22 protein-coding genes and 1 pseudogene are annotated in these 26,244 nt (G+C 64.3%); 12 read left to right on the top strand and 11 right to left on the bottom strand.

The window, feature by feature from the left end; all coding sequences use genetic code 11:
• Positions 1–5: 5 nt before the first annotated feature.
• Positions 6–2,138, top strand: a complete 2,133-nt coding sequence (gene nrdE / locus RM2_RS17885; protein WP_139277823.1) for a class 1b ribonucleoside-diphosphate reductase subunit alpha — start codon at positions 6–8, stop codon at positions 2,136–2,138.
• A 144-nt stretch (positions 2,139–2,282) separates the two neighbouring features.
• Here the strand turns inward: nrdE and RM2_RS25345 are convergent, their stop codons facing one another.
• Entirely contained in the window at positions 2,283–2,426 is a 144-nt protein-coding gene (locus RM2_RS25345; protein WP_245814031.1) for a hypothetical protein, read from the bottom strand.
• 526 nt (positions 2,427–2,952) lie between these two features.
• Between RM2_RS25345 and nrdF the strand changes: the two genes are divergently transcribed.
• Positions 2,953–3,927 carry a class 1b ribonucleoside-diphosphate reductase subunit beta gene (nrdF, locus tag RM2_RS17875; protein ID WP_072690891.1) on the top strand — a complete coding sequence of 325 codons (975 nt, stop codon included), beginning with the start codon at positions 2,953–2,955 and terminating at the stop codon, positions 3,925–3,927.
• 90 nt (positions 3,928–4,017) lie between these two features.
• On the opposite strand, the gene RM2_RS17870 is transcribed toward nrdF, so the two are convergent.
• The 5 genes from RM2_RS17870 to RM2_RS17850 form a co-directional block, all read right to left on the bottom strand.
• Positions 4,018–4,431 carry a hypothetical protein gene (locus RM2_RS17870; RefSeq protein WP_139277820.1) on the bottom strand — a complete coding sequence of 138 codons (414 nt, stop codon included), beginning with the start codon at positions 4,429–4,431 and terminating at the stop codon, positions 4,018–4,020.
• A gap of 338 nt (positions 4,432–4,769) precedes the next feature.
• A complete protein-coding gene (locus RM2_RS17865) occupies positions 4,770–5,423 on the bottom strand; it encodes a hypothetical protein (protein ID WP_072690889.1) in 654 nt (217 codons plus the stop codon).
• Positions 5,420–6,700, bottom strand: coding sequence for a putative T7SS-secreted protein (locus RM2_RS17860; protein WP_072690888.1), 1,281 nt, complete (start codon positions 6,698–6,700; stop codon positions 5,420–5,422). The genes RM2_RS17865 and RM2_RS17860 overlap by 4 nt, the downstream gene beginning before the upstream one ends.
• A complete protein-coding gene (locus RM2_RS17855) occupies positions 6,694–7,110 on the bottom strand; it encodes a hypothetical protein (protein ID WP_072690887.1) in 417 nt (138 codons plus the stop codon). Before RM2_RS17855 ends, RM2_RS17860 begins: the two co-directional genes overlap by 7 nt.
• A gap of 147 nt (positions 7,111–7,257) precedes the next feature.
• Positions 7,258–8,322 (bottom strand): iron-siderophore ABC transporter substrate-binding protein, encoded by a 1,065-nt coding sequence (locus tag RM2_RS17850; RefSeq protein WP_072690886.1) that lies wholly within the window; start codon positions 8,320–8,322, stop codon positions 7,258–7,260.
• 329 nt (positions 8,323–8,651) lie between these two features.
• Between RM2_RS17850 and ctaD the strand changes: the two genes are divergently transcribed.
• From ctaD to yczE, 4 genes are all read left to right on the top strand, one after another.
• The gene (ctaD, locus tag RM2_RS17845) at positions 8,652–10,442 is read left to right on the top strand and encodes an aa3-type cytochrome oxidase subunit I (RefSeq protein WP_072690885.1); all 1,791 of its coding nucleotides are present in this window, start codon (positions 8,652–8,654) and stop codon (positions 10,440–10,442) included.
• Between the two features lie 106 nt (positions 10,443–10,548).
• On the top strand, positions 10,549–11,769 hold the full coding sequence (gene serB / locus RM2_RS17840) for a phosphoserine phosphatase SerB (RefSeq protein ID WP_072690884.1): 1,221 nt from the start codon (positions 10,549–10,551) through the stop codon (positions 11,767–11,769).
• On the top strand, positions 11,766–12,545 hold the full coding sequence (locus RM2_RS17835) for an aminoacyl-tRNA hydrolase (protein ID WP_072690883.1): 780 nt from the start codon (positions 11,766–11,768) through the stop codon (positions 12,543–12,545). Before serB ends, RM2_RS17835 begins: the two co-directional genes overlap by 4 nt.
• A gap of 108 nt (positions 12,546–12,653) precedes the next feature.
• Entirely contained in the window at positions 12,654–13,355 is a 702-nt protein-coding gene (gene yczE, locus RM2_RS26085; protein WP_445009102.1) for a membrane protein YczE, read from the top strand.
• Positions 13,356–13,369: 14 nt separating this feature from the next.
• Here yczE and glgX read toward each other — a convergent pair.
• Positions 13,370–15,370 (bottom strand): annotated as a pseudogene (gene glgX, locus RM2_RS17825) (glycogen debranching protein GlgX); the annotation flags it as partial.
• Between the two features lie 50 nt (positions 15,371–15,420).
• Between glgX and RM2_RS17820 the strand changes: the two are divergent.
• From RM2_RS17820 to RM2_RS17800, 5 genes are all read left to right on the top strand, one after another.
• Positions 15,421–16,242, top strand: a complete 822-nt coding sequence (locus RM2_RS17820) for an ABC transporter ATP-binding protein (protein ID WP_072690917.1) — start codon at positions 15,421–15,423, stop codon at positions 16,240–16,242.
• A gap of 73 nt (positions 16,243–16,315) precedes the next feature.
• On the top strand, positions 16,316–17,158 hold the full coding sequence (locus tag RM2_RS17815) for an NUDIX hydrolase (RefSeq protein ID WP_072690881.1): 843 nt from the start codon (positions 16,316–16,318) through the stop codon (positions 17,156–17,158).
• Between the two features lie 81 nt (positions 17,159–17,239).
• A complete protein-coding gene (locus tag RM2_RS17810; RefSeq protein ID WP_072690880.1) occupies positions 17,240–18,019 on the top strand; it encodes an enoyl-CoA hydratase/isomerase family protein in 780 nt (259 codons plus the stop codon).
• A 57-nt stretch (positions 18,020–18,076) separates the two neighbouring features.
• On the top strand, positions 18,077–19,048 hold the full coding sequence (locus RM2_RS17805; protein WP_072690879.1) for a class I SAM-dependent methyltransferase: 972 nt from the start codon (positions 18,077–18,079) through the stop codon (positions 19,046–19,048).
• A 1-nt stretch (position 19,049) separates the two neighbouring features.
• Positions 19,050–20,261, top strand: a complete 1,212-nt coding sequence (locus RM2_RS17800) for a THUMP-like domain-containing protein (protein WP_072690878.1) — start codon at positions 19,050–19,052, stop codon at positions 20,259–20,261.
• On the opposite strand, the gene RM2_RS17795 is transcribed toward RM2_RS17800, so the two are convergent.
• On the bottom strand, positions 20,221–21,528 hold the full coding sequence (locus tag RM2_RS17795) for an outer membrane protein assembly factor BamB family protein (RefSeq protein WP_072690877.1): 1,308 nt from the start codon (positions 21,526–21,528) through the stop codon (positions 20,221–20,223). The genes RM2_RS17800 and RM2_RS17795 overlap by 41 nt on opposite strands.
• A gap of 134 nt (positions 21,529–21,662) precedes the next feature.
• Here RM2_RS17795 and RM2_RS17790 point away from each other — a divergent pair, with 134 nt between their 5' ends.
• Positions 21,663–22,406 (top strand): acyltransferase, encoded by a 744-nt coding sequence (locus tag RM2_RS17790; protein ID WP_072690876.1) that lies wholly within the window; start codon positions 21,663–21,665, stop codon positions 22,404–22,406.
• A gap of 9 nt (positions 22,407–22,415) precedes the next feature.
• Here RM2_RS17790 and RM2_RS17785 read toward each other — a convergent pair whose 3' ends face one another.
• Genes RM2_RS17785 through RM2_RS17775 form a run of 3 tightly spaced genes read right to left on the bottom strand, consistent with a single transcriptional unit; the run spans position 22,416 to position 26,073 of the window.
• Positions 22,416–23,660, bottom strand: coding sequence for a glycosyltransferase family 4 protein (locus RM2_RS17785; RefSeq protein ID WP_072690875.1), 1,245 nt, complete (start codon positions 23,658–23,660; stop codon positions 22,416–22,418).
• On the bottom strand, positions 23,657–25,273 hold the full coding sequence (locus tag RM2_RS17780) for a 1,4-alpha-glucan branching protein domain-containing protein (protein ID WP_245814030.1): 1,617 nt from the start codon (positions 25,271–25,273) through the stop codon (positions 23,657–23,659). The genes RM2_RS17785 and RM2_RS17780 overlap by 4 nt, the downstream gene beginning before the upstream one ends.
• On the bottom strand, positions 25,270–26,073 hold the full coding sequence (locus tag RM2_RS17775; RefSeq protein ID WP_072690874.1) for a class I SAM-dependent methyltransferase: 804 nt from the start codon (positions 26,071–26,073) through the stop codon (positions 25,270–25,272). The genes RM2_RS17780 and RM2_RS17775 overlap by 4 nt, the downstream gene beginning before the upstream one ends.
• Between the last annotated feature and the right edge of the window lie 171 nt (positions 26,074–26,244).

The raw sequence follows: 26,244 nt of genomic DNA, 5'->3' as shown, positions 1-26,244 counted from the left end.
GAGACATGCGCGGTGGAGATTCGACGAACGGTCTCGATTACCACGCACTCAACGCGATGCTCAACCTGTACGGCCCGAACGGGGAGATCCAGTTCGACAAGGATGTCGCTGCGGTCCGGCAGTATTTCCTGCAGCACGTCAACCAGAACACCGTCTTCTTCCACGACCTGGACGAGAAACTCGACTACCTCGTGGAGGAGAACTATTACGAGCCCGAGGTTCTCGACCAGTACTCGCGCGCGTTCGTGAAGACGCTGATCGAGCACGCCTACTCCAAGAAGTTCCGCTTCCCGACGTTCCTCGGCGCCTTCAAGTACTACACCTCGTACACGCTCAAGACGTTCGACGGCAAGCGTTACCTGGAGCGATTCGAGGACCGCGTCTGTATGGTCGCGCTGACCCTCGCTGCGGGTGACGAGGAACTGGCCGTCAAGCTGGTCGACGAGATCATCGCCGGGCGGTTCCAGCCGGCCACGCCCACGGTCCTCAACTCCGGTAAAAAGCAGCGAGGCGAGCCCGTCTCCTGCTTCCTGCTGCGCATCGAAGACAACATGGAGTCCATCGGTCGCTCGATCAACTCCGCCCTGCAGCTCTCCAAGCGCGGCGGCGGAGTCGCGTTGCTGCTCACCAATGTTCGTGAGCACGGAGCCCCGATCAAGAAGATCGAGAACCAGAGTTCGGGTGTCATCCCGATCATGAAGCTGCTCGAGGATTCCTTCTCTTACGCCAACCAACTCGGCGCGCGCCAGGGCGCCGGCGCGGTGTATCTGCACGCCCACCACCCGGACATCTACCGCTTCCTCGACACCAAGCGCGAGAACGCCGACGAGAAGATTCGCATCAAGACGCTGTCCCTGGGCGTCGTGATCCCGGACATCACGTTCGAGCTCGCGAGGAAGAACGAGGACATGTATCTGTTCTCGCCGTATGACGTCGAGCGCATCTACGGTGTCCCGTTCGCGGACGTCAACGTCACCGAAAAGTACTACGAGATGGTCGACGACAAGCGGATCCGCAAGTCGAAGATCAAGGCGCGCGAGTTCTTCCAGACCATTGCCGAGCTGCAGTTCGAGTCGGGCTACCCGTACATCATGTTCGAGGACACGGTGAACCGGGCCAATCCGATCGAGGGAAAGATCACCCACTCGAACCTGTGCTCGGAGATCCTGCAGGTCTCCACGCCGTCGCTGTTCAACGACGACCTCTCGTACAACAGGGTCGGCAAGGACATCTCCTGCAACCTGGGTTCGCTGAACATCGCGAGGGCCATGGACTCGCCGGACTTCGCGCAGACCATCGAGGTGTCGATCCGCGCGCTCACCGCCGTATCGGACCAGACACACATCTACTCTGTGCCGTCGATCGAGCAAGGCAACAACGACTCTCACGCCATCGGCCTCGGGCAGATGAACCTGCACGGGTACCTGGCCCGCGCGCGGATTTTCTACGGCTCCGACGAGGGCATCGACTTTACGAACATCTACTTCTACACCGTGGTGTTCCATGCGGTGCGGGCATCGAACCAGATCGCGATCGAACGCGGATCGCACTTCAAGGGCTTTCCTCAGTCGAAGTACGCGTCCGGCGAGTACTTCGACAGGTACACCGATCAGGTGTGGGAGCCGAAGACGGAGCGGGTGCGGCAGCTGTTCGCCGAGTCCAGTGTGCACATCCCGACGCAGGACGACTGGCGCGAGTTGAAGGCGTCCGTACAGAAGTACGGCATCTACAACCAGAACCTGCAGGCCGTCCCACCGACAGGGTCGATCTCGTACATCAACAACTCCACCAGTTCCATCCATCCGGTGGCGTCGAAGATCGAGATCCGCAAGGAGGGCAAGATCGGTCGCGTCTACTACCCGGCACCGTACCTGACCAACGACAACCTGGAGTACTACCAGGATGCGTACGAGATCGGGTACGAGAGGATCATCGACACCTACGCTGCCGCCACCCAGCATGTCGACCAGGGGCTGTCTCTGACGTTGTTCTTCAAGGACACTGCCACCACCCGCGACATCAACAAGGCGCAGATCTACGCGTGGCGCAAGGGCATCAAGACGCTGTACTACATCCGGTTGCGTCAGATGGCGCTAGAGGGGACCGAGGTGGAGAACTGTGTCTCGTGCATGCTGTGATACCCGACTAGCACTTCTGGGATGGGGGTGACTGTGACGATGGCGACAGGTGGTGTGATCTACGGGATTCGGCTGCGGTCGGAGTTCGACTACCGCTATGTCGGTCTGACGACCAATTCTGCGCATTTCCGGTTGCGTCAGCACCTAGAGGCTGCCGCCGGAGGCCGCAAGACTCCGTTCTACGACTGGCTCCGGAAGCAGGACCGCAATGAGGTCGTAGTCGACGAACTCGATTGGATCGAGGGACTCGACAAACTCGGCGAGGCCGAGATCAGCTGGATTGCACATCTCCGGCGTGACGGTCAGCCGCTGCTCAACTTGTCGCAAGGAGGACTAGGGCCGACCGGCGTCGTATGGACCGATGAGATGCGAGAGGCCGCCCGTGTTCGTTCCACAGGTCGGGTTGGGATCAGCCGATTTGCTGAGGAGAATCCGTTCTACGGGCGCAAGCATTCCGACGCTCAGCGTACGAAGTGGTCTCTCGAACGGAAGGGTTCGAACAGTGGATCCGTCAATCCGAATCATGGAAAGTTCGGGAGTCTCACCCGAGCTTCGGTCATGTCATATCGGAGGAATCTCGTCTGCGACTTTCCGAACGGAGGCGGGGCGCAGGGAACCCTAACTTCGGGCAACGAGCAAGCGAAGAGACGCGCGCAAAGATGTCAGCGGTCCGAAGGGGGCGGCCGATGCCCTCTAGTAAGCGCAATGCTCTCACACGCCATCACACGAACAAGGGCGCCTTCAAGGGTACGTGTCAGTACTGCATCGAGGATGCAGCCAAAACCAACGACGAGTGAAGAAAGTGACAGCTGCTATGCGTGACAAGCTCAAGCTGGTGAGTCGCGTTTCCGCGATCAACTGGAACCGCGTTCAGGACGAGAAGGATGCCGAGGTGTGGGATCGTCTCGTCGGAAACTTCTGGCTGCCCGAAAAGGTGCCGGTGTCCAACGACATTCCGTCGTGGGGCACGCTCACCGCGCAGGAGCAGCAACTCACGATGCGGGTGTTCACCGGGCTCACGCTCCTCGATACCATTCAGGGCACCGTGGGCGCCGTCAGCCTCATCCCTGACGCCATCACCCCGCACGAAGAAGCGGTGTACACCAACATCGCATTCATGGAGTCGGTGCACGCCAAGAGCTACAGCTCCATCTTCTCGACGCTGTGCTCCACCCGCGACATCGACGACGCCTTCCGCTGGTCCGAGGAGAACCGGAACCTGCAGCGCAAGGCCGAGATCGTCATGGACTACTACCAGGGGGACGAGCCTCTCAAGCGCAAGGTGGCGTCCACCCTGCTCGAGAGCTTCCTGTTCTACTCGGGCTTCTATCTGCCGATGTATTGGTCTTCGCGGGCGAAGCTCACCAACACCGCAGACCTGATCCGCCTCATCATCCGTGACGAGGCCGTCCACGGGTACTACATCGGCTACAAGTACCAAAAGGGCCTCGAGCAACTCACCCAGGCCGAGCGCGATGAGCTCAAGAACTACACGTTCGAGTTGCTCTTCGAGCTCTACGACAACGAGGTCGACTACACCCAGGATCTCTACGACGAAGTCGGGCTCACCGAGGACGTCAAGAAGTTCCTGCGGTACAACGCAAACAAGGCGTTGATGAACCTCGGCTACGAGGGACTGTTCCCGAAGGACGAGACGGACGTCAACCCGGCGATCCTGTCGGCGCTCTCACCCAACGCGGACGAGAACCACGACTTCTTCTCCGGCTCGGGCAGTTCCTACGTCATCGGCAAGGCAGTCAACACCGAAGACGAGGACTGGGACTTCTAGCCTCTGTCCGAGGTCTGACCCAATGTCACATCGGTTCAGTTCAACTGCACCGGTGTGACATTGGGTTAGGTTTGGCAGTGCAGCCCTGCGCTAGGAGTGTATGAATCGGCGCCATCCTCCGGAGGCGCTGGGAATCCGAAGCGGAGGCGGGCCTGGGAGTTGTTGGAAAGTCACACGCGTGCTTCCGTACGCGTGTCCGCGCTCGCCGATGTAGTAGTAGCCGAACCTGTTGGCGCTTTCGTTCATTCGGGCAACGGTGATGGTGTATTTGCGCGGGTCGACGGTGACGACCGGCTTCCCAGCGTCGAGCAGTGTGGCGAATTGGGCTTCCTGAATATCTGGATCGGGAGCCCTTGCCTTGCCCCACCAGGCCAGCAAACGGTGGTCGAGTCGAAACGAGGATACGAGAAAGTAACTGATCAACAGAACGATCCCGACGACCAGCACCGCGACACCAAAGGGATTCGATGTGGTTTCGGTCTGTGTGGCAGAGAGTTGGGTCACTTGGGCATGGCAACTCGTGCACTCATCAAGGCGTATGCCAACGAAGGTGAGGTTGTTGCCGTCGAGCGCTGTCAGAATCGGTTGCATCACGTCAGCTGGACGATCTTATCGTGCATGGGTTTCTGTCCTGTCGTGTTCGTGCCTGGCTCGATATAGTCGGCGGAAGTAGTAGTACGTTCGGTCGGAGCCGTTGTATCTGTGTCGTTTCCCCCAGGCAAAGACATAGCCTCGTTCGTAGGCGATGGCAGCCAATTGCGGAGGGGAGACACGTTCGTCCCCGAACGTGATGACGATCTCTCGGCCATCGAATAGATTCGCTAGCGGGTGGAGTCGATTGTTCATCGGGGGTCCTCGTTCCGGTGTGTGAGCGGCTCGGCCGGGTTCGGTGTGCTGTCGACCCGAATGCCATCGACCATGCTCATCGCGACCGGCAGAAAGTGGTGCCAGTATTCGCGGGCAGATGTGCTCATGTCGAAGACGAGGAGACTGTTCCCATCCGGTGTGGGCAGGATCGCTTGGAAGGTGTCGGTGGGGATCTCGATGGATTCACCGGTGACGGTCACGTCGGCGGGAAGCCGAAAGCGACCGCATCGGAGTATCAACACCGCTGGGCCACCGCCGAGATCGCGATACTGGACTGTGGCGTGCGGGTTCTGCTGGGAGAGAACCTGGGCGATCGCTCGGGCTGATTCAACCCTTGACTCGAGGTCGTAAAGTTCGGGGCCGCCATCGCCGAGTGGTCTTGTGGAAAGGGTGACTGTGACGCACACCCTTGCGTCGGTCTCGGGAAGGGCCAGTTGGCCTGCGAGGATCGTGCCATTGCTTCGAAGCATGTCGCCCGTGGCCAGTAGCGCCTCGACTGTGGTAGCAGGGTCGGCTGATCCTCGATCGGCAAGCGTGGCGATCGACTGCGCAGCTTCGACTCTGGAGTCCAGATCGCCAGCAGTCGGGATACGCGCGAACCCTGGCGGAAGACTGAGCGTGATATTCACAGCTTGTCACCCACAACATAGATCATCGACTCGACCATCAGTCTCGTCACGGTTTCGACCGCCTCTTCTGGCGGAGGGACATCGAATAAGAGGTACTCGTCGACATCCTCGAAAATGTTCGTCACGCCGTCCTCGATGCCCAACCTCTGCACCACTGCAGAACCGCCCAGGATAGGAACTTGACTAGCCCCGGAGAGGTTGACACCGACTTTGCCCAACTTGTCGGCTTGTGCGGCGAAGGTGGACGTATCCGCCCAATCTCCCGTGCTCCTGGCGGCCTTAGCTGCAGCTTCTGCACCCGCGGCCCCAGCGTCGAGCAGTTTGCTGGCCCCGCCCGGTGCGACCCCCACGGTGTCCAGGGCAAGGGTGGTCCACGGGACGTCAGCGCCGGCGGCTTTCGCGAGCGCGTGACCGGCGAGTGCGGCGGCGCCCAAGCCCAAGGAAAGAGTCGCCAGGGGGCCGGACACGAATGGAATCCCCGCGGTGATGAACGCCGCAGCCCCGAGAACTGTGCTCATAGTGGACAGCGCGTTCGAGATCTCGTTGATGGCATCGGCGTTGTCCTGGATAAACTTCCAGATGTCGGCGGCGAGATCCCCGATGCCGTCGAGCACGGCGTTGAGGGCATTGTCGAGGAAATCGAGCATTCCCTCTTCTGGTGCGTCCCGGCTGGCGGCGTCGAGGGCGCGGGCGGTGAGTTCGACGAGTTCGCGGTGGAGCCGGGCCAGTGATTCGGCCCGCTCGATGATTGCGTCGAGTTCGCGATGCGCGCGTTGAAGCCGGTACATCGCGGAGTCGAGACGAGACTGGGCCGCGGCGAGCTGCCCCGGATCTCTGTAGGTCCGGTTCGCTTCGAGCAAACCGGGATCGCCTTGGGCGCTCTCCAGGTTCCGCTTCGCCGCACATGCGAGATCTTCGAGGCCCCGACCGTTCCTTTGGAACGAAGAAAGGTCGTCGCTCCAATCACCGAGCACTCGGCTCGCCTTGAGTAGTGCGTCTCCCGCAGTGTCGAGATGGCCGGGGAGTTCGCCGACTTGATTCCGAAATGCCTCGGCAGCCGTGCCGCGCCAAATGCCATAGGAATGGCCGGTCCCGCGAAGGGAGTCCTTCGCGGCCTCGAGTTTGCTTGCCAATTCACCCAGTTCGGACGACAGACGCCCGACCACGCCGGGGTTGCCGGGTGCCGGATCGAATCCCAGGCATGGATACGCGGGAGAGGTGATCGGGCCTTTGGCCAACCCGGACAGAGGATTGGCCGCAGATGGTTGCGTCACCATGCGGACCCCAGGTTCAGGCTGGAGCCCTGAATCGGGCGTGATACCTGGGGCTGACCGGAGTCTGTTCCGGGGCCCGCGTCAGTACCGGGCGAAGCCGCCCCTGGATCGGGAATGCAGTTGTTGACGGAATTGAGCGCCTCCGCGTTGAGTTGCTCCTGGAGCGCGTAGAGGTCCCGCGTCGCCTCGAGTCCGGTGACCATCTTCGCCGTCGAGTCGGCGATCTGTTCGATTCCGTACCTCCACCGGTCACGGAAGTTTGCGGCAGCGCGATCGAGGTCTGCGCCGCCCAGATCGCTGCTGTCGGCGTCGGCCAGCCTGTTGTTGGCGGCCGTCATTTCGGTTGCTGCGGTGTCCAGCGTGCTGATCAGCCCACCGAACGCCTCGATATCGAGATATAGATCCCCCGACAAGACTTCCCCCCGATTTGGCTGTTGACCCAGACACGCTACAACAACTGTCGGCCGGACGGACAAACGGGAGCAAGGGGGATCTTCATCGGCCTACGGCCTATACCCGTGGCCTCAGCAACGGTGCCGAGAGTTCGAGCAGCAGATGTTCTAGTCGACGTACGCGTTGAGTGTGTCCCTCAGGTCGGTGAGAACCGCGCGCGCTGCGACGAGCCCGTTGCCGGACCAGATGCCGTCTGCGACGGCGAAGACCCTGCCGTCCTCGGCTGCCCCGAGGTTTTCCCAGTCTTTCCCGGACATGACGTCCTCGGCATGAGCCTTGCTTTCGTCATCGAAGATGACGTAGACGAGGTCACCCTCCACTTGCTCGAGTTCGTCGTCGGGGAGGGCGGCCGTGGCAGACCCGTCCAGATCCTGATACGCCGGTCTGCGCACACCGGCATCGGCGAGGACTTGTCCGGCGAAGCTTGCGGGACCCTGGATATAGAGGCCGTCGGAGTCGAATCGCACGACCGACGCCTGCGTCTGGGACGAGTCGATGTCGATTCCCAGTTGGGCCGCGTCCTGCTGATATTGCTCGAGTTGGGCCCTGGCAGCGTCGGCGCGCCCGAGAGCGTCGCCCGCGAGAAGGAACTGTGTTTTCCAGAACACGGGATCCGAGCCGACGTAGACAGTGGGTGCCACTGCGCTGATCGCGGTGTACAGGTCGTCCGCGGCAGGACTCGATCCGAGAATCAGATCCGGGTTTGCCTGCGCGACCAGATCGACGTTCGGGTGGTCGACCGGACCGATGCTCGCAATATTCGAGATGCCGGTACCCAGGTAGCTGGGTTGCGCTGTGTCCCCGTCGCCGACCGCGGCCCCGACGACCCGCTCCCATAGTCCGAGCGAGCACACAGCATCCAGGGCTGCACTGTCGAGCACCACGATGCGCTGGGGGTCGGACGGCACGTCACTCTCACCCGCCGTGTGCGCGACGTGGTGCGTGCCGCCGCCGGCGAGGGCGGCGTCCACCGGCGTCTGTGGGGCACAGGCGGTGGTGGTGTCCCGGTCTATGCCCACCACCCCCGCGCCCGCGATCTTCGTGGTCGTTCGGATGATCGTGCTCGCGTCGTCGTCGGATGGCTGCGAACAGCCGGCGAGAGCGAACACGGCAGTCGCGGCGACGAGACCGGCGAACGCGCGGCGGGCGGTCGAAACTGTGGCGAGGGACAATTCAGCAGCTTCCTGTGTGTGCGGGCGCGTTCAGGTTAGCCGCTGAGCTTGTCCACACCGACGGCGTCCGGCAGAACGTCGACGGTGAGTGAACGGGAGGTCGTGTCCTGGGTGATCGCGCCCGACGCGCCGGACCGTCATGGAAACCAGTACTCCCGGACAGGATAACCACTGTTCATGGACGTTCCAGTGCGCTCTGAGTTCAGGTAAGTACGACACAGGGTAGGACCCAGTCGGCGGTCTCTCTGGGCACCGTCTACGATTCGATGAGCGCAAGCCAGAGACCGTTCGCCTCGCAGTCGGGGCCGGACGCGCATTCAGGAGGATCAGTGACTGCCGTAGCGCCCCAGCCAGTCCCCGAGATAGCTGCAGCCAGGCCTTACCCGCCGCGGCAGGGACCCAAGGGCTCGTTCATCTACAAAATGATTACGACCACCGATCCCAAGGTGCTCGGAATTCTGTACTTGGCGACCTCGATCGCGTTCTTCCTCATCGGCGGCGTGATGGCCCTGCTGATGCGCGCCGAGCTCGCCGTGCCAGGCATGCAGTTCTTGTCGAACGAACAGTACAACCAGCTGTTTACCATGCACGGCACGATCATGCTGCTGCTCTACGCGACGCCGATCGTGTTCGGATTCGCCAACTACATCCTGCCGCTGCAGATCGGCGCCCCTGATGTGGCGTTCCCGCGGCTCAACGCGTTCAGCTACTGGCTGTACCTGTTCGGTGCGATCATCACGACCGCCGGATTCATCACCCCAGGTGGCGCGGCGGACTTCGGCTGGACCGCGTACACGCCCCTGACGAGCGCGCTGCACTCGCCGGGCGTCGGAGCGGACCTTTGGATCATGGGCCTCGCGGTCGCCGGCCTTGGCACCATCCTCGGTGGTGTCAACATGATCACCACGGTCATCTGCCTGCGCGCCCCCGGTATGACGATGTTCCGGATGCCGATCTTCACCTGGAACATCTTCATCACCAGCATTATGATTCTGCTGGCGTTCCCGCTGCTGACCGCCGCCCTCCTGGGCCTGTTCGTCGACCGGCATCTCGGTGCCCACATCTTCGACCCGGCCACCGGCGGCGTGCTGCTGTGGCAGCACCTGTTCTGGTTCTTCGGTCACCCAGAGGTGTACATCATCGCCCTGCCGTTCTTCGGCATCGTCTCGGAGATCTTCCCGGTCTTCAGCCGCAAGCCGGTGTTCGGATATACCGGCCTGGTCTACGCGACCCTCGCCATCGCGGCGCTGTCGATCGCGGTGTGGGCTCACCACATGTACGCCACCGGCGCCGTGCTGCTGCCGTACTTCTCGTTCATGACGTTCCTGATCGCCGTGCCGACAGGTGTCAAGATCTTCAACTGGATCGGCACCATGTGGAAAGGGCAGTTGACGTTCGAAACGCCGATGCTGTTCTCGGTCGGCTTCCTCATCACGTTCCTCTTCGGTGGTCTGTCCGGCGTCATCCTCGCGAGCCCGCCACTCGACTTCCACGTCACGGACACCTACTTCGTAGTTGCTCACTTCCACTACGTGGTCTTCGGAACCGTCGTGTTCGCCACCTATGCGGGTATCTATTTCTGGTTCCCCAAGATGACCGGCCGCATGATGGACGAGCGCCTGGGCAAGTGGCACTTCTGGACCACCTTCATCGGGTTCCACGGCACGTTCCTCGTTCAGCACTGGCTGGGTAACGAAGGTATGCCGCGCCGGTACGCCGACTACCTGCCGTCCGACGGCTTCACGTTCCTGAACTCGTTCTCCACTGTGTTCGCGTTCGTGCTCGGCGCCTCCACGTTGCCGTTCATCTGGAACGTCTTCAAGAGTTACCGGTACGGCCAAGTCGTCACCGTTGACGACCCGTGGGGGTACGGCAACTCCCTCGAGTGGGCCACCAGTTGTCCGCCGCCGCGCCACAACTTCACCGAACTGCCGCGCATCCGCTCGGAGCGCCCAGCGTTCGAACTGCACTACCCGCACATGGTCGAGCGGATGAAGGCGGAGGCGCACGTCGGTCCCGGTCACGGTGGCAAGCAGTCCAGCACCGTGCTTGAACAGGATCGCAACGAGTCGCTGACAGCAGGCGACGAAGAGGACCGCGGAACCGACTCCGGCCGCTGACCCAAGAATGTTTCGGAAAGGCCCCGCCCCAATATTGGGCGGGGCTTTTCACTTGGCACAATAGGTGTCGGACCAGCCGTGTGAGCAACATGATCGGAGTTCTTTGGTGGGTGCAGTTGACACCACTGTTTTGGTGACCGTGACCGGGCCTGACCGGCCCGGCGTCACCTCGGTGCTCTTCGCGGCGCTCTCCCGCCACGAGGTGAGCCTCCTCGACGTGGAGCAGGTCGTGATCCGGGGCCGACTTACCCTCGGAGTCTTGGTGGCCTGCCCTGAGGACGGGGAGGCTCTACACGAGGAACTCGAAGAGGCGATGGCCACCGTTGGGATGTCGGTGGACGTAGAGATCGGTGCAGATCCTGGTCGGCAGTCGCTGTCCAGCCACGCAGTAGTTGTCCTCGGCAGTCCGGTATCCGCCCGTGCGATGCGCTCGGTGGCGCGTGAGATGGCGACGCTGGGAGTCAATATCGACTCCATCCGTGGTGTCGCCGACTACCCGGTGACCGGCCTCGAACTCCTCGTAAGTGCTCCCGGCACGGCGGAGGCTGACAAGAGCCTGCGCACCGTGCTGGCCGCGGTGGCCGCTCGCGAGAACGTCGATATTGCCGTCGAGCGTGGGGGGCTGGCGCGCCGGGCCAAGAGGCTCATAGTGTTCGACGTCGACTCCACCCTGGTTCAGGGTGAGGTCATCGAGATGCTCGCGGCCCGCGCAGGAGTGGAGGACGAGGTCCGCGCCGTCACCGAGGCGGCAATGCGGGGTGAGATCGACTTCGCCGAATCGCTGCACCAGCGTGTCGCCACCCTCGCCGGTCTCGACGCCTCCGTCATCGACGACGTGGCAGATGGCCTCGAGCTGATGCCGGGCGCGCGAACCACCATCCGCACTCTGCACAGGCTCGGCTTTCGGTGCGGTGTGGTGTCGGGCGGTTTCCGGCAGGTCATCGAGGGGTTGGCCCACGAACTCGAACTCGACTTCGTGCAGGCCAACACCCTTGAGATCGTGGATGGCAAACTCACTGGACGGGTGGTCGGTGACATCGTCGACCGGGCCGCGAAGGCTACGGCGCTGCGCAATTTCGCCAGCCAAGTCGGCGTGCCGATGGAACAGACCGTGGCGGTCGGCGACGGAGCCAACGACATCGACATGCTCAATGCCGCCGGTCTGGGAATTGCGTTCAACGCGAAGCCTGCGCTGCGGGAGGTTGCTGACACTGCGCTGTCGCACCCATTCCTCGATGCTGTGTTGTTCATCCTCGGTGTCACCCGTCATGAAATCGAGGCTGCGGATGCGGTGGATGGCCTGGTCAGGCGGGTTCCGCTGTCATGACGGAAACGCGTCGCGATGGGCTCGCCGAAGAGTCCGGTGCCGACGCCCTGTGGGAAACGCGTCACGCTCACCTTGCGGCCGGACACGGGGGCCGGCCTGACCCGGGCGATCCGTCGCAGGTCCTCGCCATGCCGATCGTGCTGCACATTCCCAAGGCCGAACCCCCACCCCGTAGTGCGCTTCTCGAGGCTGCCGCCACCGCGGTGGTGGCGCTGTGTCTCGATGCTCGCGTGGGAGAGAACGAGGAGGGTGCGCCCGGGCCGTGGCGGGAAGACTACCTCGCCTGGGTCGGTTCCCGTATGCGCAAGGTGTCTCGCAGGGCGCGGGGAGCGCAATGGCAGGCCGCGCAGGAGGTGGACGGGATCACCGTCGACGTCGGTGGTGCGCAGGCCCGTGCCCTGGTGCCCGGCGCGGTCGGCGCACTAGATCCCCGTGTGAAGAAAATGCAGGTCGGGGGAACTGATTTCGACCACGATGATCCCGGTGAGATCCCGGACGGTGTGCCGGTGCTGTGGACCAACTCTGCCCTGGACATGACGGTGGGAAAGGCTGCAGCGCAGGTCGGCCACGCGTCGATGCTGCTCGCCGCCGCAATGAGCACCGAACGCGCACGTAGGTGGGCCGCCGACGGATACCGTTGCGCCGTGCGCGACGCGGACGGCGAATCCTGGGAAGCGTTGACGATGGAGGTGGCGCGGGGTGGGGCGATCGCCGTCCGGGACGCGGGCTTCACCGAGGTGGCTCCCGGATCGATGACCGTGATCGCCTGCCCCTGAGCTTGGTTCCGGCGCCTGATTCGAAAATGAGATGAGGTGCCTGCCCACAGTCCAGTGTCTGCGTTCTGGCTATGGGGTGCGGCAGGTCCGCACAGGACACTGACGGTCATGCTTGCTCGACGTTTGACCGCTCTTTTCGCCGGACTGTGGCTGTACGGCTTCTCCATGGCCCTCATGATCACGGCCGGGTTGGGCCTGGACCCGTGGGACGTGTTTCATCAGGGGATCGCAGGTCGCACTCCCCTCAGTTTCGGCACGGTAACCGCGCTGACCGGCGTCGGGGTCCTCCTGCTGTGGATCCCCATCCGCCAGAAGCCCGGGTTCGGCACGATCGCCAACGTGTTGGTGATCGGCGTCTCGGTGGACACGTCTCTCGCGTTCCTCGATCCCGTCGACTCCCTGGTCGTGAGGATCGCCATGTTGCTCGGTGGCGTCGTCCTCAACGCTTTCGCGACAGTGCTGTACATCGGTGCCGGAATGGGCCCGGGGCCGAGGGACGGCCTCATGACCGGACTGGTGGCGCGAACCGGCCTGTCGGTGAGGGTGATTCGGACGTCGATCGAGGTCGTGGTCCTTTCCATCGGATGGTTGCTCGGCGGCACCGTGGGGGTGGGCACCGTGGTCTACGCTCTCGGGATCGGCCCGCTGATCCAGTTGATGATGCGGTTCGGCAACATCTATCCAACGGTGCGGAAGACGAGCAGCGTCGGGCCGGACAGTGTGATCGTCGAGTCTCCCGAGATCGGACCGCCAGCGGCCGGTGCGCCGTCGGGTGAAGTCGAGTCGAACTCGGTGAGTAAGAATCCGTAGAACCATTCGGGACACCCCAGGGTGATGTCGATGGGTCCGCCCGAGTGGAAGACGAGAAGCCGGCTGTCGTCGGTGAGCGCGAAACCGTCCTCGGTGTGGGAGCGGATGTCGGATCCGTCGATCCACGCCTGGAGGGTGCGGCCAGACTCGTCGTACCACCCGCGATCGTCCATCTCCTCGCCGTCCGCACCGAACCAGACAAGGTCAGAATGTCCGGTGGGTGTGCGCCTGCCCTCGAAGAACTCCGGCTGACGGAGGGCGGGGGAGGCGCGACGGAGGTCGAGGGCGCGGGTCACGAACGCGGTGAGAGTTCGGTCCCGAGTGCCCCAATCGAGCGGCCATGCATCCTCACTCGGGGTGTGTTCGGGAACGCAGTAGGCGTTGTTGTTTCCGCCGAGGGTGTGACCGAACTCGTCGCCTGCGGTGAGCATCGGGGTACCGGTCGACAGTGCGAGCGTGGCGAGCAGTGCGCGGACGTGCCGCGAACGCGCGGCGATGATCTCCACGTCGTTGGTCGGGCCTTCGACGCCGTGATCGACCGAGTCGTTGTGATCGGCGCCATCCCGGTTGTCGTCGCCGTTGTCCTCGTTGTGTTTGCGGGTGTACGACACGAGGTCCGCGGCGGTGAACCCGTCGTGCGCCGTCACGAAGTTGACGGAGGCCCACGGTCGCCGGTCTGCGAACAGATCCTCCGATCCCGTCAGTCGAGAGGCAAGGTCGCGCACCCCCGTGTCGCCATTCCAGAACCGCCGAACAGTGTTGCGGTACTGGTCGTTCCACTCCGACCACTGAGTTCCGAAATCGCCGACGTGGTACCCGTCCGGGGTGGCGTCCCACGGTTCGGCGATCAACTTGCAGCGGGAGAGAGCAGGATCCGCGGTGATTGAGGAGAACACTGAAGAGCGGCAATCGAATTTTCCACCGGCGGGGCGGCCGAGGGCGGAGGCGAGGTCGAACCGGAAGCCGTCGACACCCATCTTCTGAGCCCAGTAGCGCAGACTGTCCCCGATCATCCGGACGGTGATCGGGGATTGCGCGTCGACCGTGTTCCCGCAACCGGTGAGGTCGATGTCGCGTCCCTCGGTGTCGAGGAGGTAGTAGCCAGGGGCATCGAGACCGCGCCAACTGAGACTGATGCCGTCGACACCCTGCTCACAGGTGTGGTTGTAGACGACGTCGAGAATCACCTCGATGCCCGCGGCGTGCAGTGCGTCGACCATGATGCGAAATTCGGTGATCTCTGCACCCGGTTCCACCGCATAGCCGGGGTGCGGAGCGAAGAACGCAGCAGTGGAATAGCCCCAATGGTTGCGCATACCGCGCGAGCGCACCGTGGCCTCGGTGAGGTGTGCATGGACGGGCAGCAGTTCGACCGCGGTCACTCCGAGTCGGACGAGATGACCGATCACGGCGGGCTCGGCGAGTCCGAGGTAGGTGCCGCGGTACCGGGACTGCACGTCGGGGTGGCGCGCGGTGAACGATCCCACATGGAGTTCGTAGACAACGGTTTCCTCCCAGGGCCTTTCGATCCGCGGACCGGATGTCGGTGTGTGGTCGGCGGTCACGAGGGACAGCGGTGTGTGCCCCAGGCTGTCACGATGTGAGGGCCCACCGAACGGGTCGCCGTCGTGTGAGACCAGGGCTTCGTGGTCGCCTAGTCCGCCATTCATGCGCCTCGCCCAGGGATCGAGGAGCAACTTGGCGGGATTGAGACGCAAGCCGTGCGAAGGATCCCACCGCCCGTGCGCGCGGTAGCCGTACTTCTGCCCATCGCCGACGCCCTCGACGACGCCGTGCCAGATGCCGTACGTACGCTGTGTCAGATCGATTCGGGTCTCGTCGCCAGTCTCCGAAATCAGGCACACTTGTACCAATTCCGCGTCCGGGGCGTGGACGGCGAACCGCGTACTCGCGCCGTGCACCTGTGCTCCCAGGGGAAACGGGGATCCGGGCAGTCGTAGGCTCGGCGGAGTCGATGGACTATCGCCGCGGCGCGAATCGATGCGAGACGACACCTAATCGATCCTGCCGCGAATGCTCGGAAGATGTGCGGGAAGATGAATGCGTGCATGAACCTGATCCCGATCTTCTCATCGAATTCGACGATGTTTACCTCCGTCGCGGGGGCAACACCCTTGTCGGCCCGGTTACCTGGAAGGTGGAACTCGACGAGCGGTGGGTCGTGCTCGGACCGAACGGGGCAGGTAAGACGTCGTTGCTACGGATCGCGGCCGCCGAACTGCATCCCACGAGTGGCCGCGCCCACATCCTGGGCGAACGACTCGGCCGCGTCGACATCAACGAACTGCGTCCTCGGATCGGACTGTCTTCCTCGGCGTTGGCCAATCGTGTGCCTGCGGAAGAGGTGGTGAGTGATCTCGTCGTCTCGGCCGGCTATGCCGTACTCGGGCGCTGGCGTGAGCGCTACGACGCCATGGACACCGACCGCGCCGTCGAAATGCTCAAGAGCCTTGGCGCCGACCATCTCTCCACGCGCACCTATGGCACTCTTTCCGAGGGTGAGCGCAAGCGGGTGCTCATTGCCCGCGCTCTGATGACGGACCCAGAACTGTTGCTGCTCGACGAACCCGCCGCCGGCCTCGATCTGGGCGGACGCGAGGAACTCGTGGCCCGTCTCACCGACCTCGCCGCCGATCCGGACGCCCCGGCGACGGTCCTCATCACGCACCACGTCGAAGAGATCCCGCCGGGATTTACCCACGCGCTACTCCTCGATGAGGGCCGGGTGGTCTCACAGGGCCTGCTGGATCAGGTCATCACGGCTGAAAACTTGAGCGAAGCTTTCGGCCAGCCGATCAGCCTCGACAAGGTAGACGGCCGATTCTTTGCTCGCCGGACCCGCGCTCCGGGGGCTCGTCACGGCTGACGGTACACATGGGGCCCATCACAGCGGGGGTCCAGCGGCGACAGGCGTCACCGGTGGCGTAGGTTCCAGAAATATGGTCTCGAAGCAAGAGCGGACACCCCGGGCGCACCCCGAGGTGACGCCGAAGGATGCGTCCACAGTCATCCTGATCCGTGATGTCGCCGTCGACGCAGCGCCTTCCGGTATCGAGGTGTTCCTCCTCCGTCGTGTTCAGGGAATGGCGTTCGCTGGTGGAATGACGGTGTTCCCCGGTGGTGGGGTCGATCCGTCGGATGCCCTGGCCGAAGTCGGCTGGGCCGGCCCGCCCGTCGAGTGGTGGGCCGAACGGTTCTCCACCGATCCGGCACTCGCCAAGGCTCTCGTTTGCGCAGCGGTGCGCGAGACGTTCGAGGAGTGCGGTGTCCTCCTGGCAGGACGGAGTGTGGACACGGTGGTCGAGGACACGTCGCAATACGCGCAGGCGCGCGTTCGACTCGAGAAGCGCGAACTGTCGTTCAGCGACTTCCTCGAGCGCGAGAACCTCGTTCTGCGGGCAGATCTCCTGCGGCCCTGGGCCAACTGGATAACTCCGATCGGTGAGGGGCGCCGTTACGACACACGCTTCTTCGTCGCCGCAGCCCCGAACGGTCAAATTGCAGACGGCTTGACGTCGGAGGCGGAGGCGGTGACGTGGCAGAGTCCTGCCGCCGCGCTCGCACACTGGCAGGGGGGCGGCAGCATTCTGCTGCCGCCGACTTGGAGCCAACTCGACGCGCTCAGCTCCTTCGGTTCGGTCGCCGAGGTCCTAGCCGCGGAACCGGAGATCCCGGTGATTCTTCCGACGCTGATCACTGACGAGGAACCGATCCGGGTCGAGTTCCCGGGGCAGGACGGCTACTACGAGGCCGGCCCGCATCCGTGGTCGCTCCGCGACTGATCCTGCGCCGTCGCTCCGCGACTGATCCTGTGCCGTCGGCCCGCGAAACGGCGTCGAATGTAGGCAAGTAATCTCTCCCTCATGGCTGAGTTCGTCACCCTCGAGGTATCCGAAGGCATCGGTACGATCCGGCTCGCGCGGCCCCCGATGAACGCGCTGAACCGTCAGGTTCAGCAGGAGTTGCGGGGGGCGGTGCGCGAGGCGACCGTCAACTCCGACGTCAAGGCCGTCATTGTCTATGGCGGCGAGAAGGTTTTCGCCGCAGGCGCGGACGTCAAGGAAATGGCCGAGATGGATTTCGTCCGGATGACCGACGTGATCGGCGACCTTCAGTCCGACCTCGCGGCCGTGTCCGAGATCCCGAAGCCCACCGTTGCTGCCATCACCGGTTACGCGCTTGGCGGCGGGCTGGAGATCGCGCTGTCAGCCGATCGCCGCATCGCGGGTGACAACGCCAAACTCGGCGTGCCGGAGATTCTGCTCGGCATCATCCCTGGTGGCGGCGGAACTCAGCGTCTGGCCCGGCTGATCGGACCGTCGAAGGCCAAGGATCTGGTGTTTACCGGTCGGTTCGTCGACGCCGAGGAGGCTTTGGCGATCGGGTTGATCGACGAGGTCGTGGCCCCGGACGACGTGTACGAGGCGGCGCGCAAGTGGGCGTCGCAGTTCACGAAGGGTGCCGGTCGCGCTCTGGCTGCGGCCAAGGTCGCCATCGACCGTGGCCTGGAGGTCGACCTGAACAGTGGCTTGGCGGTCGAGCGGCAACTGTTCGCCTCGCTGTTCGCCACCAGGGACCGCACGATCGGGATGGAATCGTTCATCGAGAACGGCCCAGGTAAGGCGCGGTTCACTGGCGAGTAGTCTGGAGCCCGAAAAACTAGAACCTGTTCAGCGTTACCACCGAGTAGGATTTGCCGCATGACTGCAAGCGCCCATGACGACCCCGCTCCTCACCCGCACGCCACCGCCGAAGAGGTACAGGCTGCGCTGAAGGACACCAAGCTCGCCCAGGTGCTCTATCACGACTGGGAAGCCGAGACGTACGACGAGAAGTGGTCGATCTCGTACGACGAGAGGTGCATCGACTATGCGCGCGGGCGTTTCGACGCCGTCGCGGGGGATCAGCCGCTACCTTACGAGCGGGCGCTCGAACTGGGCTGCGGTACCGGATTCTTCCTCCTCAATCTGATGCAGGGTGGCGTCGCGAAGACCGGTTCGGTCACCGACCTCTCGCCCGGCATGGTCAAGGTCGCGCTGCGTAACGCCGATAGCCTGGGACTGTCGGTCGACGGTCGCGTCGCCGACGCCGAGACCATCCCGTATGACGACGACACTTTCGACCTCGTTGTGGGGCACGCCGTCCTGCATCACATCCCGGATGTGGAGCAGTCGCTGCGCGAGGTCTTGCGTGTACTGAAGCCCGGTGGGCGCTTCCTCTTCGCCGGTGAGCCCACCACGATCGGAAACTTCTACGCCCGCTGGCTCGGCCGTGCGACGTGGGAGGCCACCATCCGAGTCACCAGGCTGCCCTTCCTCGCCGATTGGCGACGCCCGCAGGCGGAACTGGACGAGTCCTCGCGCGCGGCGGCGCTGGAGGCCGTCGTTGATTTGCACACGTTCGACCCGGGCGACCTCGAGACGATCGCGAAGTCAGCCGGCGCAGTGCAGGTTCATGCCGCCACCGAAGAATTCGCGGCTGCTCTGCTCGGTTGGCCGGTCCGCACCTTCGAGTCCGCAGTGCCCCCCGAGAAGCTGGGTTGGGGCTGGGGACGGTTCGCATTCAACGGCTGGAAGACGCTGAGTTGGGTCGACGAGAAGGTTCTGCGACACGTGGTGCCGCGCAAGTTCTTCTACAATGTCATGATCACTGGTATGAAGTCCGGCAACTGAATTGGGCTATGCGTTCACTCCCGGAGATGTGAAGTTCCTGCAGAGTCCTGACGGGACAGCGGCGCTCGCGGAGATGGACGGCTACACACTGAGCACGTCTACGCGCCTGGCCGATATCGGCCAGGCGCGTAGACGTTTCGGATCGTATGTGGCGGTGCTGGTGGAGACGGTGATGCTGCGCCGCAAGGCTGCGGCCAAACTCCCAGGCACCGAGGAATGGTTCTTCACCGACGACGCCCTACAACAGTCGACACCACGCGCGGTGGCCACGCACCGTGCGCAGCGCCTGCGGGACCGGGACGTCCACGACGTCACCTGTTCCATCGGCGCTGAACTCGATGCGGCGGTCGGGACGGCCGCGACCGTCATCGGTAGCGATATCGACCCGGTTCGCCTCTTGATGGCCCGGCACAATGTACCCGGGGCGACCGTTCTCCGAGCCGACGCGCTTGTCCCGTGTACCCGCGACACAGTCGTGCTTGCGGATCCGGCCCGGCGATCCGGTGGCAGGCGAACGCACGACCCGGCCGCGCTCGAGCCACCACTGCCCGACCTGATCGAGGCGTACCGTGGCCGTGATCTGGCGGTGAAGTGTGCTCCGGGACTCGATTTCGACCGACTTGGCTGGGCCGGCGAAGTGGAGGTGGTCTCGCTCGACGGCGGTGTACGCGAGGCGTGCTTGTGGTCGCCGGGACTGTCCGGTGCCGATGTCACCCGGCGGGCGAGTGTGCTCGCCTCGGATGGGTCGGCGTGGACGGTGACGGACGCCGAAGATGACGAGATCCCTGAACGTTCGCCGGGCCGGTGGATTATCGATCCAGACGGGGCGGTCGTCCGTGCGGGTCTGGTTCGTCACTACGCCGCACGGCACGGTCTGTGGCAATTGGACCCCCGAATCGCCTATCTCACCGGCGATTCGGTGCCCGAGGGCGCGCGCGGGTTTCGCGTTCTCGACCGAGTCAAGTACTCGGAGAAGTCTTTGCGCCAGGAATTGGTGCGCCACGATTGCGGCATCGCGGAGATTCTCGTCCGCGGTGTGGACGTCGACCCCGCGGTCCTGCGTCCGCGCTTGAAATTGCGCGGAAGTCGTTCGCTCAGCGTGGTGATCACGCGGATCGGTCGCGCGGGGGTCGCCTTCGTCTGCGAACCCACGCCGGTGAAGTCCCCGCGGGTCAGCGGAGGACGAACAGTTCGCCGATCAGCGTCGGAGTGAGGACTTCACCCTTGGGCCCGATGGACGTGCCGACGGTGAACCCTTTCGCGCCAGGCAGGGTGTCCTGGTCGACGATCTCGCCGGTCTGCGTGTCGAACGTGATCATTGCCAGCCCGTCCGTGCCTTCGCGGACCACCGCGTAGCCCGTCGAGCCGGCGGTTTGTGCAGGGACGCCCAACTGCAGCAGATCCTTCTGCTCCCAGACGAGTTCGGCGTGGTCGCCCTCGTCCCGCAGGGCAAGGAGGTGACCGTTGGCGCCGCCGGCGGGGATGATCAGACCGTCCGCAGACGTCGAGGGGCTACCGGCTGCGGCGAACCCGATGTCATAGCTCCACTTCGGATCGCCGGTCGCCGTATCGAGGGCCCACAGCTTGCCCTCGTTGTCGTTGGCGTAGACGACGGAATTGTCGCCGGACAGACCAGGGCTGGATGCGCTCCCACCCGGCAGCGCGTCGGTGGACCACTCCGGTGTGATCGCTGGATTGTCGCCACCGGAGTACTTCATCGCGACGAGTTCCGCCTCCGGCGCATCGGGCGGGAAGAACGTGAAGTAGAACTTGCCGGTCTCGAGGTCGATCGCAGGCATGTTGGCCACGGGGCAGTCAGGCGATCCGAAGAAGCAGCTGTCCAGACCCTGGTCGTCGGGAATGATGTCGACGTCCGCGCCTTCGGTGAAGGATGGCGGCGGGATCAGGTCGTAAGGTGCCATGACCTTCTGCCCGTTCTGCGTGTTCACGACGTTGATCTGGCCGAGCTGGGTGATGAACAGGAGGTTGCCGTCTCCGGTGAACTGCGCGGACAGCGGCGTCCCGACCACCGGTGTGCGCCAACGCAGCTGGCCGTGCTCGTTGAACGAGTTGATGGCACCGTTTTCGCCGACGTAGACGTTGGCGGCGCCGTCCACGATCGGGGTGGACGCCACGACACCCGGCCCGAGTTCGCGGCACCAGCGCTTCCGGCCGCTTTCCATCTGGAAGGAGAAGAGATTGCAGCCCTGCTCGGTGCGGGCTGTGAGGAAGATCTGGCCGCTGGCGGCCACTGACGCGTAGTTCGCCACAGGTCCGCCGATCGGGCGCGTCCAGGCGAGGGAGATGTCCCGGGAACCGGTGACCGGACTGGTGTCGCTGTTGCGGGCGTCGGCGTGCATGCCCGGCCATCCGCCCGCCGAGAAGACGTCGTCGACCTGCGTTCCGCTGCTGCACGCGCTGAGGACGACAGCCGAGATGGTCGCCAGCGCCACTGCTGACGAACGTAGGACCCGCCGCATTAAATCTCCTCGTCTTCGATCACGCTCGGCTCAGAGACTATCTGGCCGAGGCTGCCACAGTGGTCTCACCCCGGTGTCGGAAGCCCGGGCACACCTGCGCGAGTGGCCGCGGGGTGGACGTAGGCTGGCGGGCTATGACGAGCATGTGGGGCGCACCGCTGCGTACGAGGTGGCGAGGATCCAGGCGAACTGACAGCGAGCAGGCCCGCTTCCTGACGCTCGCCTCGCTCCGGTGGGTGCTGGCGAACAAGGCATACACGCCGTGGTACCTGACGCGGTACTACCGGCTCGCGAAGTTCAAGCTCGCGAACCCGCACGTAATCGTGCGCGGCATGGTGTTCCTGGGGAAGCGGGTGGAGATCCATTCGACTCCCGATCTGTCCCGGCTCGAGATCGGCCGTTGGGTGCACATCGGCGACGGCAATGCCATCCGCTGCCACGAAGGTTCGCTGCGTATCGGCGACAAGGTTGTGTTCGGCAAGGACAACGTCGTGAACACGTACCTCGACATCGAGATCGGCGCGTCGACGCTGGTAGCCGACTGGTGCTACATCACCGACTTCGACCACCGCATGGACGACGTGAACGTCCCGATCAAGGATCAAGGCATCGTGAAGGGCCCGGTCCGCATCGGTCCAGACACCTGGGTCGCGGCGAAGGTCACAGTCCTGCGCAATACCCGTGTGGGGCGTGGTTGCGTCCTCGGCGCCCACGCCGTCGTGAAGGGCGACATCCCGGACTTCAGTATCGCCGTCGGATCGCCCGCCCGGGTAGTGAAGAACCGTCGGGCCGAGTGGGAGGCGGGCGCATCCGAGCGGGCGAAGTACATTGCGGCCCTCGAGGACATTGCGCGTAAGAAGGCCGCCCAGGATAACTGAGCCCGGGGATCAGCGACCGGGAAGCGGACGCTCGGGAACTTCCGGCCTGGCCAACGGGTGTCTCACTCTGCGCTTCGCGCCCGCGTAGACCTGCACGGTCTCCTCGGCGACCTTGTGCCAGTCGAAGTCAGCGGTGAGACGGTCACGCGCGGCCACCGCGCGCTGCTGCGTTGCCGCCGGGTCGTCGAGGGCTTCCCGCACCGCGGATGTGAGACCGGCAACGTCGCCCGGTTGGAACGACATGCCGGTCTCCCCGTCGACCACTGCTTCACCGAGTCCGCCTGCCGTGGACGCCACCAGCGGGGTTCCGGCGGCGGCGGCCTCGAGCGCGATGATGCCGAACGGTTCGTAGCGGCTGGGCAGGACGATGGCGTCGGCGCCGTGCAGCCAGCCGAGCAGTTCGATGTGGTCGAGGTTGCCGAGGAAGTTCGCGGAGCGTGCGACCCGATGGGTGCGGGCCAAGTGATGGAGCCAGTCGAATTGGGTGCCCTCGCCGGCGATCGACAGCGTAGTGCCAGGGTGGCTGCGGCGGATGCGGGGGAGCGCGGCGATGGCGTCCTGGATGCCCTTCTCGTATTCGAGACGTCCCACGAAGAGTAGCCGGGGCGGCCCAGAGCGGGGCGCGCGTTCACGGAAGTTCCATGCGGTGAGGTCGATTCCGTTGCGGATCACCGTGATCGGCGGCAACTGCGGCCCGTACAAGGTGGTCACCTCGTCCTGCATGGACGCCGAACACGTGATGAGCGCATCGGATTCGTTGGCCAGCCACCACTCCACCGAATGCACCTGGCGGTTGATCCGACCAGACACCCAGCCGCTGTGCCGGCCGGCTTCGGTGGCATGCAATGTGGAAACCAGTGGTACGTCGTAGAATTCGGCCAGCGCGATTGCGGGATGTGCGACGAGCCAGTCGTGCGCGTGTACGACGTCCGGATGCCAGCCCTCTCCGACGCCCGGCTTGTGCAGTGCGATACCGGCCCGCACCATTGCGTGCCCCATCGCGAGGGTCCATGCGAGCATGTCTTCGCCGAACACGAAGTGCGCCGGATCCTCGGCGACCGCGACAACGAGGACACCCTCCTCGATGTGAGTGACCGTCGGATGAGTTGACGCGTCGGTACCCGAAGGGCGGCGGGACAGCACCACGACTTCGTGGCCCGCGGCAGCGAGTTCGGCGGCGAGGTGGTGTACATGACGGCCGAGACCGCCGACCACCACCGGTGGGTACTCCCACGACACGATCAGGATCTTCACGAGGCCCCTCCGGTGAACTTGTCGGCGGTGAACTTGTCGGCGGTGAACTTGTCGGTGGGGGGCAGACGACGCGCATCGAGACCCGGGAACAGTCCGTCGGCCCGGTTCCACCCCTCAGCCAGTCGCGAGGCGGCCGCATCCTTGCCCGACGAGAGCGCGGCGGCGATCTCTCGTGTGGCATGAGCGTGTTTGTGGGCCCGGTCGCGGGCGTACCCGGCCGCCGAATCCTTGCTGACCATGAAGGCCCAGTCGCTCGACACCGTCATGAGTGCCTCTCGTAGTATCTGATCGTTCACCCGGCTGCGGAGTTCGGGCCGGCCCGGCACCGAATCGGCCCCCCGCGCCTTGTCTACCGTCTCCATGGCCGTCGAGACCACTTCGGAGTTGAGCTGAACCAGGTCGGAGACCTGGTCGCCGGCCCACACCCGCCAGTCCTTGCCGGACCCCCATGAGGAGTTCTCCAGGTGGACGGGGTCGCCGACGTAGCCCTGCTGCCGGGCGTCCTCGAGGGTGCCGACCCGGACGCCGGCTGCGGGCAGTGCGCGCAGCACCTTCTCCAGCCATTCCGGGCCCTCGTGCCACCAGTGCCCGAACAGTTCGGTATCGAACGCTGCGACGACGAGTGCGGGACGTCCGATGCGCTCGGATTCGTCGCGGAGTCGCCGGCGGACGGTGGCGACGAAATCGGCTGCGTGTCGGTCGACCGCCACCGAAGCGAGGGTGGGGTCGTAGGGCGCCTTCTTCGTGGAGTCCACCCCGCGACCCGTGACCCGCGCCGGTTTGAGTCCGGTGGCGTGGTCGTAGGTGTGGAAATCGCGGTACGAACCGTGGCCTGGGTACCCGGATTTCGGCGACCACACGCGGTAGCTCACCTGCAGATCGCGGCCGAACGCGACGACGTCGGACTCGCGAACTGGGCGCCCGAGCGAGGTGTCACCGCGCAGGGCGGGGCCGTCGACCATGAAATGTGTGACGCCGGCCTGCGCGTACCCGGTCTCCATGCCCGGTGTGTACCCGCATTCGGGTCCCCAGATGCCGGTCGGTGTGCAGTTCCAGCGGGTGCGGGCATCGGCGAGGCCTTCGCTCAGGGAGAACGCTCGCAATCGCGGATCGAGCAGTGGCTGGAACGGATGAGCAAGGGGACCGCCGAGCAGTTCGAACGCTTCGCGGTCGAGGAGATCCCGCAGGACGGGCGAACCGCCGTGACGCCACCGCAACTCGAAATCCACGAGTGCGGCAGCGGAGGCGCGGTGCTCCCGCGCGCCGAGATCGCGTTGTGCGTTGTCGGGCATCCCGGCGGCCTCGTGCGCGCGGATCTGCCAGTTCCCGAGCCAGTGGTGCATTCCCGCCAAGCTGTGGGGATCATCGAGTTGAGCCGCAAGGACCGGCGTGATGCCGAGAGTCAGCAGATGGTTGCGACCCTCGTCGGACAGTCTCCGCAGCATTGCGGTGAGGGGGAGGTACGACGCCGCCCACGATTGGTACAGCCACTCCTCGCCCACGGGCCAACGGCCGTGGTTGGCGAGCCAGGGCAGGTGTGAGTGCAGAACCAGGCAGAACATGCCCGGTTCCGGTTCTTGGCCCGCCCCGGTGCGGTCGGTGAACTGGGTCACCGAACCGGAGCCTTCACCGCGATGGCCACCAAGTCGAGGCTGGCGTCGATATCGCCCTTGCGCAGCGTGAAGTCGTCGACGGTGATGCCCTCGACGTCGCGAGTCAACTCCTCGGGCCAGGGTTCGCCCGCGAGCGCTCGGTCGATCTGGGCGCCGATGAACGAACCACCGTGTTTGGCGTCGAGCGCCTTCAGCCGTTCTCCGTGATGGACACCGGTCATGAGCGAGACCGTGAATCCTGTCTCCTCGAGGAGTTCGGTCAACTCGGCGGCGTCGAGTTCGCGGGTGTGGAACGGATTGAGAGGAGTGTCACGGCCCGGCGAGAAGGTGATGCGATTGGGCGTGCTGACAAGCAACTCGCCGCCAGGAGACAACACACGGAAGCACTCGCGCAGGAATTGAGCCTGGTCCCACAGGTGCTCGATGACCTGGAAATTGACGACGATGCCGACGGAGGCGCCGCCAAGGGGAAGTTCGGCCAGGTTGCCGTGCAGCATCTCGACGCGGGGGTAGCGCGTCCTGATGTGCTCGACCGCGGTGGCGTCGTAGTCGAGACCGGTGACATGCTGCGCCACATCAGCAATCATGTTGGCTCCGTATCCTTCTCCTGCCCCGGCCTCGAGTACCTTTTGTCCAGCGCAGCGGGGGAGGAGTTCGCGGTAGACCACTTCGTGCCGCCGGAACCAGTAGTTCTCCTCGGGGATTCCCGGCACGGTTCGCTCACCGGTCAGAGGTAGTTGCTCGTCTCCGAGCGGGGGCAGCGGTGCGTCCTCGCGGTCGCTGACAAATGATTCGCTCACCGCTGGGAGGTTAGTGCCCCAGTAGGACCGTTCATCCAGGTGGTCTACATCACAGCGGCGAAATGCGCCTTGGGCCGTTAAGGTGAACGAGGCTTTCCCGCATGTTACTGAGCAGTAACTTAACGTGGGGTAATCTTTTGCACAGCAATCGTGCGCGAGACATCGCCGGCG

This window comes from Rhodococcus marinonascens NBRC 14363 (genome assembly GCF_001894885.1).
Lineage (GTDB): Bacteria > Actinomycetota > Actinomycetes > Mycobacteriales > Mycobacteriaceae > Rhodococcus_F > Rhodococcus_F marinonascens.
Note: the sequence above shows the minus strand (reverse complement) of the source record. Positions and strands in the feature narration are given on the sequence as shown.

Bases quoted from the DNA above. Each gene is read 5' to 3' on its own strand.
- nrdE (WP_139277823.1), top strand. From the start codon at position 6: ATGCGCGGTGGAGATTCGACGAACGGTCTCGATTACCACGCACTCAAC.
- RM2_RS17795 (WP_072690877.1), bottom strand. From the start codon at position 21,528: ATGCGGCGGGTCCTACGTTCGTCAGCAGTGGCGCTGGCGACCATCTCG.
- RM2_RS17835 (WP_072690883.1), top strand. From the start codon at position 11,766: ATGACGGAAACGCGTCGCGATGGGCTCGCCGAAGAGTCCGGTGCCGAC.
- RM2_RS17815 (WP_072690881.1), top strand. From the start codon at position 16,316: ATGGTCTCGAAGCAAGAGCGGACACCCCGGGCGCACCCCGAGGTGACG.
- yczE (WP_445009102.1), top strand. From the start codon at position 12,654: ATGCTTGCTCGACGTTTGACCGCTCTTTTCGCCGGACTGTGGCTGTAC.
- RM2_RS17860 (WP_072690888.1), bottom strand. From the start codon at position 6,700: ATGGTGACGCAACCATCTGCGGCCAATCCTCTGTCCGGGTTGGCCAAA.
- nrdF (WP_072690891.1), top strand. From the start codon at position 2,953: ATGCGTGACAAGCTCAAGCTGGTGAGTCGCGTTTCCGCGATCAACTGG.
- RM2_RS17790 (WP_072690876.1), top strand. From the start codon at position 21,663: ATGACGAGCATGTGGGGCGCACCGCTGCGTACGAGGTGGCGAGGATCC.
- RM2_RS25345 (WP_245814031.1), bottom strand. From the start codon at position 2,426: ATGTGCAATCCAGCTGATCTCGGCCTCGCCGAGTTTGTCGAGTCCCTC.
- RM2_RS17805 (WP_072690879.1), top strand. From the start codon at position 18,077: ATGACTGCAAGCGCCCATGACGACCCCGCTCCTCACCCGCACGCCACC.
- RM2_RS17810 (WP_072690880.1), top strand. From the start codon at position 17,240: ATGGCTGAGTTCGTCACCCTCGAGGTATCCGAAGGCATCGGTACGATC.